The 14,544-nt window shown below is 70.1% G+C and carries 19 protein-coding genes; 7 read left to right on the plus strand and 12 right to left on the minus strand.

Features of this window, described 5'->3' with window-relative positions; translation table 11 throughout:
* Window positions 1–63: 63 nt before the first annotated feature.
* From AB0M08_RS09195 to AB0M08_RS09240, 10 genes are all read right to left on the minus strand, one after another.
* Window positions 64–459, minus strand: coding sequence for a VOC family protein (locus tag AB0M08_RS09195; RefSeq protein WP_364490827.1), 396 nt, complete (start codon window positions 457–459; stop codon window positions 64–66).
* A 288-nt stretch (window positions 460–747) separates the two neighbouring features.
* Entirely contained in the window at window positions 748–1,059 is a 312-nt protein-coding gene (locus AB0M08_RS09200; protein ID WP_364490781.1) for a type II toxin-antitoxin system PemK/MazF family toxin, read from the minus strand.
* Window positions 1,049–1,279 carry a hypothetical protein gene (locus AB0M08_RS09205; protein WP_364490783.1) on the minus strand — a complete coding sequence of 77 codons (231 nt, stop codon included), beginning with the start codon at window positions 1,277–1,279 and terminating at the stop codon, window positions 1,049–1,051. Before AB0M08_RS09205 ends, AB0M08_RS09200 begins: the two co-directional genes overlap by 11 nt.
* 170 nt (window positions 1,280–1,449) lie before the next feature.
* Entirely contained in the window at window positions 1,450–2,112 is a 663-nt protein-coding gene (locus AB0M08_RS09210; protein ID WP_364490785.1) for a nucleotidyl transferase AbiEii/AbiGii toxin family protein, read from the minus strand.
* Between the two features lie 8 nt (window positions 2,113–2,120).
* Window positions 2,121–2,441 carry a hypothetical protein gene (locus AB0M08_RS09215; RefSeq protein ID WP_364490787.1) on the minus strand — a complete coding sequence of 107 codons (321 nt, stop codon included), beginning with the start codon at window positions 2,439–2,441 and terminating at the stop codon, window positions 2,121–2,123.
* 158 nt (window positions 2,442–2,599) lie between these two features.
* Window positions 2,600–3,100, minus strand: coding sequence for a GNAT family N-acetyltransferase (locus AB0M08_RS09220; protein ID WP_364490789.1), 501 nt, complete (start codon window positions 3,098–3,100; stop codon window positions 2,600–2,602).
* Window positions 3,097–3,378: a DUF1778 domain-containing protein gene (locus AB0M08_RS09225; RefSeq protein ID WP_364490791.1), complete on the minus strand. Its 282-nt coding sequence runs from the start codon at window positions 3,376–3,378 to the stop codon at window positions 3,097–3,099. Before AB0M08_RS09225 ends, AB0M08_RS09220 begins: the two co-directional genes overlap by 4 nt.
* A 283-nt stretch (window positions 3,379–3,661) precedes the next feature.
* Window positions 3,662–3,985, minus strand: coding sequence for a hypothetical protein (locus AB0M08_RS09230; RefSeq protein WP_364490793.1), 324 nt, complete (start codon window positions 3,983–3,985; stop codon window positions 3,662–3,664).
* 88 nt (window positions 3,986–4,073) lie between these two features.
* Window positions 4,074–4,769, minus strand: coding sequence for a peptide-methionine (S)-S-oxide reductase MsrA (gene msrA, locus AB0M08_RS09235; RefSeq protein ID WP_364490795.1), 696 nt, complete (start codon window positions 4,767–4,769; stop codon window positions 4,074–4,076).
* Between the two features lie 2 nt (window positions 4,770–4,771).
* Window positions 4,772–5,218, minus strand: a complete 447-nt coding sequence (locus tag AB0M08_RS09240; RefSeq protein WP_364490797.1) for an HIT family protein — start codon at window positions 5,216–5,218, stop codon at window positions 4,772–4,774.
* Window positions 5,219–5,242: 24 nt separating this feature from the next.
* On the opposite strand from AB0M08_RS09240, the gene AB0M08_RS09245 reads away from it, so the two are divergent.
* The 3 genes from AB0M08_RS09245 to ilvA all read left to right on the plus strand — a co-directional run bounded on the left by AB0M08_RS09245 (window position 5,243) and on the right by ilvA (window position 9,119).
* Window positions 5,243–6,394, plus strand: a complete 1,152-nt coding sequence (locus tag AB0M08_RS09245; RefSeq protein ID WP_364490799.1) for a cystathionine gamma-synthase — start codon at window positions 5,243–5,245, stop codon at window positions 6,392–6,394.
* A 28-nt stretch (window positions 6,395–6,422) separates the two neighbouring features.
* Window positions 6,423–7,784, plus strand: coding sequence for an amidase family protein (locus AB0M08_RS09250; protein WP_364490801.1), 1,362 nt, complete (start codon window positions 6,423–6,425; stop codon window positions 7,782–7,784).
* A 96-nt stretch (window positions 7,785–7,880) separates the two neighbouring features.
* Window positions 7,881–9,119 carry a threonine ammonia-lyase gene (ilvA, locus tag AB0M08_RS09255; protein WP_364490803.1) on the plus strand — a complete coding sequence of 413 codons (1,239 nt, stop codon included), beginning with the start codon at window positions 7,881–7,883 and terminating at the stop codon, window positions 9,117–9,119.
* 76 nt (window positions 9,120–9,195) lie between these two features.
* On the opposite strand, the gene greA is transcribed toward ilvA, so the two are convergent.
* Together greA and AB0M08_RS09265 are read right to left on the minus strand one after the other, a co-directional pair.
* Entirely contained in the window at window positions 9,196–9,690 is a 495-nt protein-coding gene (gene greA, locus AB0M08_RS09260) for a transcription elongation factor GreA (RefSeq protein ID WP_364490805.1), read from the minus strand.
* A gap of 127 nt (window positions 9,691–9,817) precedes the next feature.
* Complete coding sequence (locus tag AB0M08_RS09265; RefSeq protein ID WP_364490807.1) at window positions 9,818–10,237, minus strand: DUF4307 domain-containing protein; 420 nt, start codon at window positions 10,235–10,237, stop codon at window positions 9,818–9,820.
* A gap of 119 nt (window positions 10,238–10,356) precedes the next feature.
* On the opposite strand from AB0M08_RS09265, the gene mca reads away from it, so the two are divergent.
* The 4 genes from mca to AB0M08_RS09285 all read left to right on the plus strand — a co-directional run bounded on the left by mca (window position 10,357) and on the right by AB0M08_RS09285 (window position 14,478).
* Window positions 10,357–11,238, plus strand: coding sequence for a mycothiol conjugate amidase Mca (gene mca, locus AB0M08_RS09270; RefSeq protein WP_364490809.1), 882 nt, complete (start codon window positions 10,357–10,359; stop codon window positions 11,236–11,238).
* 76 nt (window positions 11,239–11,314) lie between these two features.
* Window positions 11,315–11,605: a hypothetical protein gene (locus AB0M08_RS09275; protein WP_364490829.1), complete on the plus strand. Its 291-nt coding sequence runs from the start codon at window positions 11,315–11,317 to the stop codon at window positions 11,603–11,605.
* 241 nt (window positions 11,606–11,846) lie between these two features.
* A complete protein-coding gene (locus AB0M08_RS09280) occupies window positions 11,847–14,327 on the plus strand; it encodes an EAL domain-containing protein (RefSeq protein WP_364490811.1) in 2,481 nt (826 codons plus the stop codon).
* 25 nt (window positions 14,328–14,352) lie between these two features.
* Entirely contained in the window at window positions 14,353–14,478 is a 126-nt protein-coding gene (locus AB0M08_RS09285) for a hypothetical protein (RefSeq protein WP_364490813.1), read from the plus strand.
* The last annotated feature ends 66 nt before the right edge of the window (window positions 14,479–14,544 follow it).

The following is a 14,544-nucleotide window of genomic DNA, read 5'->3' on the forward strand; positions in this document are numbered from 1 at the left end:
ACCCGCGTGGCAGGGTGGGGTGCGTGTACGAGCAATGGGCGTCCACGCTGCCCCACGTCGGTCCTACTCCGCTGAAGCGGTCCAGGCGAAGAGGTCCACGACGTTGCCGTCCGGATCCTTCACCTGGGCATAGCGCTGGCCCCACGGGGCGTCCCAGGGCGCCTTGACCGACGGATACCCGGCGCCGCACAGGTCGGCATAGGAGGCGTCGACCTCGGCCGGATCGTCGCAGAGGAAGGCCCAACCACCGGCCGGCGGCCCCGGCTGGTAATCCGGGTCGAAGGACCGCAACGCGGAGTGCGTGTCGAACATGAGCCGGATCCCTCCGGCAACCGTCGCCTCGACGTGCGGTTCGTCCTCGGCGCCGTCCGGAAACTCCAGACCGAGCCGGCGGTAGAAGGCCAGGGACGCTGCCATGTCGGCCACAGCGAGGCCGATCGCGTTGAAGGTAAGTGCCACAGCGTCGACCGTACGAAACTCCCGGGCCAGCGTCTTGAAGAAATCGGACGTCACCGCAGTCACCCCGGGCACACCCACACGTGCGAGACCACACACGCCGGATCGGCGGAGTCCGGGTGGGCGGCCCGTTCGGAGCCGGCCCGCCCGTTCGGGAGGCGGTGGCCGTCAGCGGGTGGCGCCCGGGCCCTCGATGTCGGTCTGGTCCGGCCGGGATCCGACGCCGATCGGGCAGGTCGTGCCGTTGGGGACGAGGGCATCATGTATGCGACCGGTCGGACTCCCGGGTCGTCAGAGATCGAGAACGGTGCGTAGTGCTTTGCCGACCGCCGTGATCTCGTCGTGGGTCAGATGGGCGATGACACGGCCGAGTCGCTCGGGCTGGATCGCGACGGTCTGCTCGACCAGTACGTAGGTCGTCTTGCCGTTGATCTCGACTTCGGGCCGGAAGCTGGTCGGACGCGCGCTGGTCGAGGTCGGGGCGACCAGGAGCGTGGACAGCGGAAGCAGGTCCGACTGCACGACGACCGCGAACCGGTTGCCACGTTGTTCGTGGCCTTTGGCGTCCCGAGGCGCTTTCAGCTCATGGACGTCACCACGCACGGAGTTCCTCCATGTCAGCGAGGACCGCCCTGGCCTCGGCGACGTCATCGGGATCCGCCGCGACGGCCTCGGCCTCAGCGCGAAGTCGTTCGGCTTGGCGGGCGCGCCAGGTGGCGAGGATTGCCTCGCGGATCACCTGTGAGCGATCCCGATCCGCGGTCGTGAGATCGGCGAGCGCTCGCTCGACATCATCGTCAGCGCGAAACGTAATCGTGGTCATAAGACAGATTGTATTACAGCACGTCATGCATTGCTGAGTCGATTTTCGCTCGATGCGTCGGCGTATCGGGCTGACCCAGGCGCCGGTCTCAGTAACGCCGATCGGGCAGGTCGTGCCGTTGGGGACAGGGCTGACGGCATGTGCCCCGTCGCATCGGGCTTGGGGGACGGTCAAGGTCGGATGGTCGGCGCGCGCAGTGCGGTTCGCCATTCCGCAAATCGTCGGCGCATCGCGGTGAGTTGGTCGGCCGTAAGGCCATAGTCTTGAAAGTCGGAGTCGGTTGTCTGTTCCAGGGCGCTGAGCGCCCCACTGAAGATCTCCCGATCGAAGCCTGTGTCCGAGGCTGCGGCCAGCTCCAACAGCCGTTCCCGGCTGTATCGGCCGCTTTGCAGGGCGGCGTCGACATCGAGGAAGTCGCGGGCCTCTGCTCGGCCGTACAGCGCACACATCTTGTTCGCGACCGCATCGTCCGGGTGCAACACCGGCCCGATCTCGGACATCACCGGAGGATGTGCGCGCCAGTCGGCCGACAGCTCAAGCTTCTCGGGCTCGCTGTCAGGTTCGTCGCTTTCGGTCAGTAGCAGGCGGGCAAAGGTTTCGAATCGTGTGACGACGTGCACGGCGTAGCCGTGTTGCTCCAAGGCTGCGATGGCCGCATCCACGGCGGTAGGGAACTCCGATCGGCTGGGCCAGTCAGTGAAGAGATCGACGTCGCTGCTGAGCCGGTCACCCATCCCATGGGCGCTGACGGCGTATCCACCGGCCAGGGCGAATCCGTAGCCGCCGATCGCTTGCAGCGCGATGGACGTGATTCGACTGTGCCGCGGGTCCATCGGCCTCCTTAAGCCACATCGAGGTCGTGGAGTCGCGCAAGCTCGGGAAAGGCGGCCTCCCAGGCGCCGCGAACGGCAGGGGAGAGCCATATCGTCGGCCAGAGGGCGAGTAGCTGCTCACGGTCGATGTAGGTGTGCAGGTCAGTCGGGCTGGCCGCCTCGTTGATCACCGTCCGGTAGAGGTCGACGATCCGGCCCGGCTGGTCGAGGTCGTAGCGGCTGTTGCCCGACCACTTGAGGTGACGGGGCAGTGATATGACGCCACGATCCGGTCCCCGGAGCAGCTCAAGACTTCCGGGAACGACTATCGGCTTGGCGTAGGGCCGCACTCGTCAAGGATACGGCCACCGCCCGTGAGCGGTGGCCGTCGCGGACGGTCAGCGGGTTCCGGGAGCCTCGATGTCGCTCTGGGCTAGCACGGCGCCGACGCCGATCGGGCAGGTCATGCCGTTGGGGACGAGGCTGACGACAGGTGCCCCTCGCTGGTTCAGTGGCGGACTGCTGCGGCGATGTCGCTGATCTTCTGAACCAGGCGCATGGAGCCGGGGATCTCGCGGAAGCCATGGTGGAGATAGAAGCCGTGCGCATCCCGGTCGATCGCGTCAACGACCACGAAGCGGGCGGCGACCACCTCGGTGGCGACCACGATGCGCTGTAGGGCGTCCGCGAGGAGGGCTCCACCGAGCCCTTGGCCGTGCAGGGTCTTGTCGAGGGCGAGCCGGGCCAGCAGTACGGCCGGAATCTGGCCAGGGTTTCCTCGCCCGAGGGACCGGGGGAGGTCCTGGCGCACGATCAGATGCGCCGCGATCGTGTAATAGGCGGCAACCCGTCCGTCGTCCTGCCAGACGAAGGTTCGGCCGGTACGGCGAGCCCCGCTGGTCAGGGCGTGCTCCCGTAACCAGATGTCGAGCTCGGTCTTGCTGCTGTCGAAGTGCTGGGTCTCGTGGTGTTCGTTCAGTGCTTCGCTGACGAAGGCCACGAGCGTCACCGTCGTTCCACGATGCCGCGAGCGCGTTCCGCGGCATTCTTCAGCGCGGCGTTCGGTCGTGCCGGAGCGTCGAGCGCCCGCAGAAGTTCATCGAAGAAGTCGGCCGGCACGGTGGTGGCAGCCGAGTGCTCTTGCAGAATGTGGTCGGCGCGCTCCTCCGCAGCGGTTCGCGCGAAGTCGGACGTGCTTTCGTGTACCAGTTCGGCTGCCTGCTCGATGCGCTTCTTCGCCTCCGGGCGAAGGCGGAACTCGAATCGGGCGGATGCGGCGATGGTCATCGCCATCTCCTTCCTGTGTACGTACGAGTGTACGTACACAGGAAGCGCGTCGGCAACGAATGAGGCGGTGCACCCTCTGAAGGGTTGCGGCCACCGCGGCGGCCACAGCGGGCGTCAGGCGCCTCGACGGAGGTCTGGGCGGGCATGTTGCCGAGCTCGGTCGGTCGCCCATGCCATGGGCGCGAACGGCGTAGCCACCGGCGAGCGCGAGTCCGTGGTCGCCGCCCGCAGCCTGCAGCGCGATCTCGGCGAGCCTCCGGTGACGCGGATCCATGGCGGCACGCTACGCCGCGGTCGCCTCCGAATCGGCCCGCCGGAGCACCGGGAAGCGTTCTTCCCACGATCTGCGGAGGTCAGGCGGCAACCAGAGCGAAGGCCAGAGCCGGCTCAGGGTCGCCCGATCGAGGAATTCGTGCAGGTCGGTCACCTTGGTGGCTTCGACGAGGACCGTGCGGTAGAGGTCGACGACGCGGCCGGCGCTGTCGAGGTCGTAGTCCGCCGCGCCGGACCAGTCGAGATGACGTGGCAGGGTGACGACGCCGCTGGTCCGGCCCTTCAGCATCACGAGATCGTCTGCGACGACGATCGGTTTGGCGTATCGGCGCACGACAGGTCACCTCCCGCACCCATCGTCTCACGAAGAAGAAGGGCGGCCCGGCCGGAATTCGGACCGCCCTTTCGGGAGTAGGCGACCGTCAGTGGGTGGCGCCCGGGACCTCGATGTCGGTCTGGGCCGGCAGGGAGCCGACGCCGATCGGGCAGGTCATGCCGTTGGGGCCGTGATTGCAGTAGCCGTTCGGGTTCTTGGTCGGGGCGAGGTACTGCTGGTGGTAGTCCTCGGCGTAGTAGTACGTGGTCAGCGGGGCGATCTCGGTGGTGATCTCGCCGTGGCCGGCCTTCGTGACGACGGGCTGGAAGGCGGTCACCGAAGCGCGGGCGGTGGCGGCCTGGGCGTCCGTCGTGGTGTAGATCGCGGAGCGGTACTGGGTGCCGACGTCGTTGCCCTGGCGCATGCCCTGGGTCGGGTCGTGGTTCTCCCAGAAGGCCTTCAGCAGAGACTCGTACGTGATCTTGGTGGGGTCGTAGACGACCTGGACCACCTCGGTGTGGCCGGTGGCGCCGGAGCAGGTCTCCTCGTAGGTGGGGTTGGCGGTGAGACCGCCGGCGTAGCCGACCGAGGTCGAGTAGACGCCCGGCAGCTTCCAGAAGATGCGCTCCGCGCCCCAGAAACAGCCCATTCCGAAGACCGCGGTCGAAAGGCCCTCGGGCCACGGGCCCTTCAGCGGGGTACCGAGGACGGCGTGCGAGTCGGAGACCGGCATCTCGACGGCGCGACCCGGCAGGGCGGTCTCGGTGGTGGGCAGGTCCAGCTTCTTGTACCGCAGGAACACGGTCACTCCCTTCGTCCGGTCTCTGTAACACCGAGACGGCGGTATTCCTTACCGATGAGTTCGGCGGTCTCGGCGGCCTCGTCGTCGTCCGCGTACTTGCGGCGGGGCCAGAAGAAGCCGCGCAGTCCGTCGCCCTTGGTCCGGGGCACCACGTGGGTGTGCAGGTGCGGCACGGACTGGGAGACGAGGTTGTTCATCGCGACGAAGGTGCCGGTCGCGCCGAGCGCGGCGGGCACGGCGGCCGCGACTCGCTGAACGAATCCGAAATATCCTGCCATAAGTTCGCCGGGCAGGTCGGTGAGCTGGACGATGTGCGGGCGGGGGACGACCAGGACATGGCCCTTGAAGACCGGGCGTACGTCCAGGAAGGCGACGCCGTCGTCGGTGTCGGCCACCGGGAAAGCCGGGACGGTGCCCGCCACGATCGAACAGAACACGCAGTCAGCCACAGTGTGAGACTAGCCTTGCCAAACATGACTGCTGATGACTACGGGTTCGACACCCTCGCCATCCACGCGGGCCAGGAACCGGACCCGCGGACCGGCGCGGTGGTGCCGCCCATCTATCAGACCAGCACCTACGCGCAGGACGCGGTGGGCGCCCCGCGGCTGGGGTACGAGTACAGCCGCTCCGGCAACCCGACCCGGGACAGCCTGCAGGAGTGCCTGGCCGCGATCGAGGGCGGACGGCGCGGGCTGGCCTTCGCGAGTGGCCTCGCCGCCGAGGACACCCTGCTGCGTACGGTCTGCCGGCCGGGCGACCACGTGGTCATTCCGAACGACGCGTACGGCGGCACCTACCGGCTCTTCGCCAAGGTCGCGGAGCGGTGGGGGCTGGACTGGACCGCGGTCCCGCTGGACGACATCGACGCGGTACGCGCCGCCTTCCGCCCCGGGCACACCCGGATGATCTGGGCCGAGACGCCCACCAACCCGCTGCTCAACGTCGCCGACATCGCGCTGCTGGCCGGGCTGGCCCACGAGTACGACGCGCTGCTCGCGGTGGACAACACGTTCGCCTCGCCGTACCTGCAGCAGCCGCTCGCGTTCGGCGCCGACGTGGTGATCCACTCGACCACCAAGTACCTCGGCGGGCACTCGGACGTGGTCGGCGGTGGCCTGGTGGTCGCGGACACCGGCCTCGGCGACGAGCTGGCGTTCCACCAGAACGCGATGGGCGCCGTGAACGGGCCGTTCGACGCGTGGCTCACCCTGCGCGGGATCAAGACCCTCGGCGTACGGATGGACCGGCACTGCGACAACGCCGAGCGGATCGCCGGATACCTGAGCGAGCACCCCGCCGTGGCGAGCGTGCTCTACCCGGGTCTCGCGTCGCACCCCGGCCACGAGGTCGCGGCCAAGCAGATGCGGCGCTTCGGCGGCATGGTCTCGTTCCGCGCCAAGGGCGGCCCCGAGCAGGCGATGGCGATCTGCAACCGGGCGAAGCTGTTCGTGCTCGCCGAGTCCCTGGGCGGCGTGGAATCGCTGATCGAGCACCCGGGCCAGATGACACATCTGTCGGCTGCGGGCTCAGCGCTTGAAGTTCCCGCCGATCTCGTGCGACTGTCTGTCGGCATCGAAACCGTTGACGATCTGCTCGCCGACCTTGAGCAGGCGCTCGGCTAGGACCCACAGGACGCGGGAGATCTGCGACATGGAGAGCACGACCTGGGTGGGCGCCACCGCGAAGCAGATCGCCCGGGCGGTGCGGCGCGGTGACGCGAGCGCCACCCAGGTCGTCGCCGACCATCTGGAGCAGATCGGCATCTCGGACGAGGCGCTCGGCGCGTTCCGGGTGGTCCGCGGCGGCGAGGCGATCACCGAGGCGGAGAAGGTCGACGACCAGGAGGACCTGGCCAACCTGCCGCTCGCCGGGGTGCCGGTGGCGGTCAAGGAGAACACCCCGGTGGCGGGCCTGCCGACCTGGCACGGCTCGGCCGGGGCGCGTACGCCGGAGGTCGCCGAGGAGGACCACGAGGTGGTCCGCCGGCTCCGGGGCGCCGGCGCGGTCGTCGTCGGCGTCACCAAGATGCCCGAGATGGGCCTCTGGGCGACCACCGACGACGCGGAGGGCGCCACCCGCAACCCGTGGGACCTGGAACGTACGCCGGGCGGGTCGTCCGGGGGCTCGGCGGCGGCGGTCGCGGCCGGGCTGGTACCGATCGCCCAGGGCAACGACGGGCTCGGCTCGATCAGGATCCCGGCGGCCTGCTGCGGGCTGGTCGGGCTCAAGCCGGGCCGGGGCGCGGTCCCGGTCGACTTCGGCGAGTACGACTGGTTCGGCCTGGTGGAGAACGGCGTGCTGACCACCACGGTGGCTGACGCGGTGCTCGGCTTCAGCGTGCTGGCCGGGCAGGCACCGGCGAAACTGGTCGAGCCCGCCAAGCTGCGGGTCGGCGTCTCGCTGCGGTCGCCGATCGCCGGGGTCAAGCCCGACGAGCCGAACGTGTCGGCGGTCGCGACCGCGTCGAAGCTGCTGGTGGACGCCGGGCACGACACGGTCGGCGCGGACCCGGCCTACCCGACCAGCGTGGCGATGGGGGTGCTCGCGACCTGGTTCGCCGGGGCGTACAAGAACGCGGAGCTGGTGAAGGACGTCAAGAACCTGCAGGCGCGCACCCGGCGGCACATCGCGCTGGGCCGGGCGGCCCAGGCGGCCGGCCTGGTCCGGCAGTCGCACCGGGACTCCTGGCGGGAGCGCTCGATCCGCTTCTTCGCCGACAACAACGTCGACCTGCTGCTCACCCCGGCGCTGGCCGCCGCCCCGCCGCCGGCGGTGCGGTACTCGGCGATGCCGTGGTACCGGAACGTGCGGTCGAACACGCAGTACGCGCCGTATCAGGCGCCGTGGAACTTCGCCGGGCTGCCGGCGATCGTGGTGCCGGTCGGGTTCCGCCCGGACGGGTTGCCGCTGGCGGTGCAGCTGGTGGGTCCGCCGGAGTCGGAGCTGTTGCTGCTGGCGGTGGCGGGACAGTTCGAGGTCGCGAACCCGTGGCAGCGGCACGCCCTGGTCTGATCGATTTCAGCCAGGGCGGCGGGTGGCACTGTTTCCTGGGTCGCACTCGCTGAGGTGTGCGGGAAAGGCGCGAACGGGCGGTGGCACGATGGCGCCATGACCGACCTGCTGCTCTCTCTCGCCGATGTGGAAGCGGCCCGTACGCTGCTCGGCGGGGTCGTCAAGACCACGCCGCTGATCCCGTCGCGGCCGCTGACCGAGATCACCGGGGCGCCGGTCTGGCTGAAATGTGAGAACCAGCAGCGGGCCGGGTCGTACAAGGTCCGTGGGGCGTACACCAGGATCTCGCGTCTCTCCGAGGCGGAGCGGGAGCGCGGCGTGGTCGCGGCCAGCGCCGGCAACCACGCGCAGGGTGTCGCGCTCGCGGCCGGGCTGCTCGGCATCCGGGCCACGGTCTTCATGCCGGAGGGCGCGCCCCTGCCCAAGGTCGCGGCCACGAAGGGGTACGGCGCGAGCGTCGAGTACGCCGGAACCAGCGTGGACGACGCGCTGGAGGCGGCACACGCGTTCGCGGCGCGGACCGGGGCGGTGCTGATTCACCCGTTCGATCACGCGGATGTGATCGCGGGGCAGGGCACGGTGGCGCTGGAGATCCTGGAGCAGTGTCCGGAGGCGGCCACCATCGTGACGGCGGTCGGCGGCGGCGGGCTGGTCTCCGGGCTGGCGGTGGCGGCCAAGGCGCTGCGGCCGGACATCCGGGTCATCGGGGTGCAGGCGGCCGGTGCGGCGGCGTTTCCGCCCTCGCTGGTCGCCGGGGCACCGCGGAAGCTGGAGAGCTGCCTGACGATCGCGGACGGCATCGCGGTGATGCGGCCCGGGGATCTGACGTTCGCGCACGTCGCCAAGCTGGTCGACGAGGTCGTCACGGTCAGCGACGAGGATCTGTCGGCGGCCCTGCTGGTGCTCCTGGAGCGGCACAAGATGGTGGTCGAGCCGGCCGGGGCCGCGGCGGTGGCGGCGCTGCTGACCGGGGCGTACGCGCCACCACGCGGTGACGATCCGGTGGTGGCGATCCTCTCCGGCGGCAACATCGACCCGATGCTGCTGCTCCGGGTGATCGAACACGGTCTGGCTTCGGCGGGGCGCTACCTGCGGCTGGCGGTGCGCTGCACGGACCGGCCGGGCGAACTGGCGAGGATGCTGCGGGAGATCGCCGAACAGCGGGCCAACATCGTCGACGTGGTGCACTCGCGACAGAGCCCGCGGCTGAGCTTCGGCGAGGTGGAGGTGGCGCTCTCGGTGGAGACCCGCGGGCCGGACCACTCGTCGGCGCTGATCGGGGCGCTCCGCGACGCCGGGTACCAGGTCGAGGTCCAGGTGGACGCGACGGCCTGACCGGGCCCACGGCGTACGGGAGAAGACGAAGGCTGCGGCAGAGACGTTGCCGCAGCCTTCGGAGAGGTGGTGGACGTCAGCCCTCGAAGGCGCCGAACTTGACCACGGTGACCTTGATGTCCGCGCCGCTGGGGGCGGTGTAGGTGACCGTCTGGCCGGTGCGCGCGCCGAGGATCGCCTTGCCGAGCGCGGACTCGGGGCTGTAGACCGTGAGGTCGGTGGTGGAGGAGATCTCCCGGGAGCCCAGCAGGAAGGTCTCGGTGTCGTCCTTGTCGTCGTCGAAGTAGATCGTGACGACCGAGCCGGGGATCACCGAGTCGGCGGCCTGGACCTCGCCGACCTCGGCGTTGCGGAGGAACTCCTTCAAGTAGAGGATCCGCCCCTCCTGACGGCTCTGCTCCTCGCGGGCCGCGTGGTATCCACCGTTCTCGCGGAGGTCACCCTCCTCGCGCCGTGCGTTGATCTCCGCGGCTATGGCCGGCCGACCAGCGATCAACTCGTCGAGCTCGGCCTGCAGCCGGTCGTAAGCGTCCTGGGAGAGCCAGGTCTTCGGCGTCTCGGAACTGGACACGGTCGATCTCCTTGCTGGTACGGGGCAGTGCACGACATGAAGCCTGCTCAACGCAGCGAATCACTAAGCTTACCAGCGGTATGCGAGGCACCGGATCTGTCGATTTCCCGACCCGGTGAACGGCCTGTCACGCGGCAGGGCGGCAGCTCATGATGTCGCCGACCGAGCCGCGCGCGGTGGTCGGGACGGACTCCTCGACGGTGATCGCGCCGCCGCCGGCCGGAGCGGGGATCGCGACGGTCCGGGTGCCCACCTCGTAGCCCTGGTAGTCACGGGCGCGCAGCACGCAGGAGGCGGTCGCGTCCTCCGGGATCCGGACGCTGAACTTGATCACCATCTCCGCGTCGGTCGGCTCCGACCAGCCGATGATCTGCGGATCGTAATCGGTCTGACCGAACTTCAGATAGTACGACCAGGTCAGGGCGATCATGAGAGCCGCGCAGAGTACCCCGGCGACGACGAGGGGCAGCGATCGCCGCCGGCCGTCCCGGCGACGGCCGTAGCGACCGGGCGGGAAAACCGGGGCTGTGGCGCGCGTCTCGCTCACTCGTCGGGCCTCTCGTGCGTTCTTGTCGGAGGGATCGGCAAGAATGGCGGAGTTCCATCTTCGCAGCCGAGCCGAGCTCGCCGACGGCAGGCCGGGTCGAGAGGGTCTTAATACACACTATGTCTGAGCAACTGCGTCTCATGACCGTGCACGCCCACCCGGACGACGAGTCCAGCAAGGGCGCCGCGACCATGGCGAAATATGTCGCCGAGGGTGTCTCCGTCCTGGTCGCGACGTGTACCGGGGGAGAGCGCGGCAGCGTGCTGAACCCGAAGATGGACCGGCCGGAGGTGCTGGCCGACATCACCAACATCCGCCGCAGGGAGATGGACCGCGCCCGGGAGATCCTCGGTGTGGACCAGGCCTGGCTCGGCTTCGTCGACTCCGGGCTCCCCGAGGGCGACCCGCTGCCGCCGCTGCCCGAGGGCTGCTTCGGCCTGCAGGACCCGAAAGAGGCGGCCAAGCCGCTCATCAAGCTGATCCGCGAGTTCCGGCCGCACGTCATGACGACGTACGACGAGAACGGCGGCTACCCGCACCCCGACCACATCATGTGCCACAAGATCTCGGTGGTCGCGTTCGAGCAGGCCGGTGACCCGGAGCTCCACCCCGAGCTGGGCGAGCCGTGGCAGCCGCTGAAGCTGTACTACAACTCCGGCTGGACCAGGGCGCGGATGCTGGCGCTGCACGAGGGGATGCTGGCGGCGGGGCTGGAGTCGCCGTACGCGGAGTGGCTGGAGAAGTGGTCGGACCGGCAGGACCGGGGTGACAAGATCACCACCCGGGTCGAGGCGGGGGAGTACTTCGCCATCCGGGACGACGCGCTGCGGGCGCACGCCACCCAGGTCGACCCGGACGGGTTCTGGTTCCACATCCCGCTGGAGATGCAGCAGAAGGTGTGGCCGACCGAGGACTTCGAGCTCGCCCGCTCGCTGGTCGACAGCCCGGTTCCGGAGTCCGACCTGTTCGCGGGCATCCGTGAGAAGGTCGACGCCGGCTGAGCAGTAGGCTGGGGGCGTGGAAATTCTCTCGGTCAACAACTTCGGTGACACCCGTTCGGGCGGCCTGGCCGGTCCGATGGGTCTCTTCGTCATCGTCCTGATGTCGATCGCGACCGTGCTGCTGATCCGCAACATGAACAAGCGCTTGCGTCGGCTTCCCGACAGTTTTCCCACTCCTGCCGAGCGGGAACGTGTGGCGGAGATCGCGCGGCTCGATGCGGATCTGCAGCGATCGGGCGATCCGGCGGCCGGCGAGGTCGAAGCGGATCGATCGGAACGGCCCGGCGAAACCGCGGAACCCGAGGTCGCGGCGGGTGTGGACGGCGACCGTGGGTCCGCTTCGGACACGGGCCCGGCCAAGGGCTGATCGTCGCGCGCCCGGTGGGCGGCGCCCGGTTCGACGGGCGCTGTCCACAGAGTAGGGCGCTCGCCGTTCCGTCAAGGCCTGTTGCGTTCAACGGTATTGATTTAGCCTTCCGCCGGGGGCCGTACCCGGTCCCTGGACCCTGCGCGGAAGGGGGCGCCGACATGACCACTGTCCGGCGCCGAGTCTCACCGACGCATCTGCACGTGCATCGTCCCGTTCCCTCCGGAACAGGGACGTCCTCGTGACCCCCCTGGTACGCGCCGAACCCGTCCGGATCCTGACCGTGACGGTCGTCCTCGCCGCCCTCGCCGCCGTGCTGCTCGGCGCGCTGCAGCCCGTACACCTCCCGGCCGACCGGCCACTCTCCCCGCTCGTCGGGGTCGGCGTCGCCGCCGTGCTGGCCGCCATCGCCCAGCTGGCCGGCCTCCGCTTCCGGCTCGGGCCGGACGCCGTCTCGGTGAGCTGGGCCGAGGCCGCCGTGGTGGCCGGCTTCGTGATCGCCCCGGCCGGTTGGCTGCCCGCCGCCACGATGGTCGGCATCGGCGCGGCGTGGCTGCTGCTCGCCTGGCTCACCGGGCTGCGCAACATCGTCGAGATCGTCCACCTGGTCGCCTCGATGACCCTCGGGGTCTCGGCGGCAGCCCTGGTCACCACCCTGCTCGCCGGGAACGCCGGTGTGCGCAGCGGCCACATGGCCCTCGCCCTGGTGGCCGGCGCGGTGACCTACCTGCTGATCACCTTCGGTCTGGTGGTGCTCACCCTCACGCTGCAGCGCGGCGCCCGGCCCGGCCCGGTCGCCGCCAAGGTGCTCTACGCGAAACTGCCGATGTCGGTGGGGAACGTCCTGGTCGGCCTGCTCGCGGTCTTCGCCCTGGTCCGGGAGCCGCTCTGGCTGCTCGCCTTCGGGCCGGCGCTCTGGGTGCTGCACCGGACGTACCGCTTCCACCTGCGCGCCGCCGAGGAGCGCCGGCTGTGGGAGGCGTTCGCGGCCGCCACCGCCACGCTGCCCGGCACCACCGAGGCCGACGTGGCCCGGGCCGGGCTGCTCGGCGCGCTCCACGTCTTCGGCGCCCGCCGGGCCGAGCTGGAGGTGCGGTCACCCGCCGGCCGCCGGCGGTACGCGCAGGACGGGCCCGGCGAGGACGTCAGCGTGGTCAAGGCCGGCCCCGCGGTCACCCGGAGCATGGCGATCGCCGGCCGCCCGCTCGGCGAGCTCACCGTCTGGCTGGGCGAGCCCACGCTGCCGGTCTCCCGGGACGAGGCGGCGATCACGGCGTACGGCGAGGCGCTGGCCGGCGCGCTGCACGACGCGGCCGCGCACCAGCGGATCGCCGAACTGGACGCGCAGGCGGCCCACCAGCGGGTGCACGACCCGCTCACCGGACTCCTGAACCGCCCGGCGCTGGCCCAGGAGGGCGACGCCCTGCTGCGCTCGTCGGACCGGGCCCGCCCGGTCGCCCTGCTGCTCCTCGACCTGGTCGGGTTCCGCGAGGTCAACAGCACGCTCGGGAACGGCGGCGGCGACGAGGTGCTCCGGCTGGTCGCCGAGCGGCTCGGCGGACAGGCCCGGGCCGGGGAGCTGGTCGCGCGTACCGGAGACGACGAGTTCGCGCTGCTGATGCCGAGCGTGACCGCGCTCGCCGACTCGGCCGCCCCGGCGAAGCCGAACCCGATGCCGCAGGTCCTGCGCCGGGCCCGCGAGCTGGTCGAGCAACTGCGGCTGCCGATGACGGTTGCGGGCGTACGCCTGGCCGTCGAGGTGACCGTCGGCGCCGTGGTGGACCGGGCCGGCCACGTCGAGATGACCGAGCTGCTGCGCCGGGCCTCGCTGGCGACCGGGAAGGCCAAGGAGCAGGGTCTGACCGTCGCGACGTACGACAGCGGCCAGGACGCCAGCAGCACCGACCGCCTGGCGCTGCTCGCCGAGCTGCAGGACGCGTTCGCGGTGGACGACCAGATCATGCTGCACCTGCAGCCCGCGGTCGACCTGGTGACCGGTGTGCCGACCGGGGTCGAGGCCCTGGTCCGCTGGCGGCACCCGCGGCGCGGCCAGCTCTCGCCGGGCGAGTTCCTGCCCGCCGTGGAGCGCAGCGAGCTGCTCATCCCGTTCACCCGGCGGGTGCTCGACCTGGCCCTGGCCTCGGCCGCGGACTGGACGGCGAGCGGGATCGACGTACCGGTCTCGGTGAACGTCTCGGCCCGCAGCCTCACCGACCCGACCTTTCCGACCCAGGTCACCGAGGCGCTGCGCCGGCACCGTACGCCCGCCTCCCGCCTGGTCCTGGAGATCACCGAGTCGGTGGCGGTCAGCGAGCAGGAGATCGTCGACGAGGTGCTGGCCCGCCTGCGCGCCGGCGGCGTCCAGGTCTCCCTCGACGACTTCGGCACCGGCTTCTCGTCGCTCTCCTCGGTCACCCGCATGCCGGTCGACGAGATCAAGATCGACCGCTCGTTCGTGGACGAGATGATCGACTCCGCGGCGGCGGGCGCGGTCGTCCGCGGCGCCGTGGAGCTGGGCGCCCGCCTCGGCGTCCGGGTGGTCGCCGAGGGCATCGAGACGATCGAACAGCGGGCGGCGCTGATCGCCCTGGGCTGCCCGTCCGCCCAGGGTTACCACTTCTGCAAGCCGATGCCGGCCGACAAGATCGTCCAGGCCCTGGCCCAGCTGGCCGAGTCCTCCCCGGCCACGGTCACTCAACTGCGGGCGGATGGTGCCTCCTGAGGAGGCTCGTCGGTAACATGGCGGGATGAGTGCGGAGCCGTTCAGCAGCTCTCTGCCGGCCGTCGTCACGCTCGACGACGTGGCCGTCATGAACGACGCCGATCGGCATGGGCACCGCTATGAGAGGGCGGTTGCGAACTATTTGAGTTGATTGATGTTTTGGATCCGTTTGGAGATTATTCTCCTGGTTCGCAGTAGATAGTGATCACTCGATGGT

It is taken from the genome of Actinoplanes sp. NPDC051851, from assembly GCF_040681165.1.
Classification (GTDB): domain Bacteria; phylum Actinomycetota; class Actinomycetes; order Mycobacteriales; family Micromonosporaceae; genus Actinoplanes.

Excerpts from the sequence above, each read along its gene's own strand:
- AB0M08_RS09205 (WP_364490783.1), bottom strand. The coding sequence starts at position 1,279 with ATGACCACGATTACGTTTCGCGCTGACGATGATGTCGAGCGAGCGCTC.
- AB0M08_RS09210 (WP_364490785.1), bottom strand. The coding sequence starts at position 2,112 with ATGGACCCGCGGCACAGTCGAATCACGTCCATCGCGCTGCAAGCGATC.
- AB0M08_RS09225 (WP_364490791.1), bottom strand. The coding sequence starts at position 3,378 with ATGACCATCGCCGCATCCGCCCGATTCGAGTTCCGCCTTCGCCCGGAG.
- AB0M08_RS09245 (WP_364490799.1), top strand. The coding sequence starts at position 5,243 with ATGACTGCTGATGACTACGGGTTCGACACCCTCGCCATCCACGCGGGC.
- AB0M08_RS09250 (WP_364490801.1), top strand. The coding sequence starts at position 6,423 with ATGGAGAGCACGACCTGGGTGGGCGCCACCGCGAAGCAGATCGCCCGG.
- ilvA (WP_364490803.1), top strand. The coding sequence starts at position 7,881 with ATGACCGACCTGCTGCTCTCTCTCGCCGATGTGGAAGCGGCCCGTACG.
- mca (WP_364490809.1), top strand. The coding sequence starts at position 10,357 with ATGTCTGAGCAACTGCGTCTCATGACCGTGCACGCCCACCCGGACGAC.
- AB0M08_RS09275 (WP_364490829.1), top strand. The coding sequence starts at position 11,315 with ATGGGTCTCTTCGTCATCGTCCTGATGTCGATCGCGACCGTGCTGCTG.
- AB0M08_RS09285 (WP_364490813.1), top strand. The coding sequence starts at position 14,353 with ATGAGTGCGGAGCCGTTCAGCAGCTCTCTGCCGGCCGTCGTCACGCTC.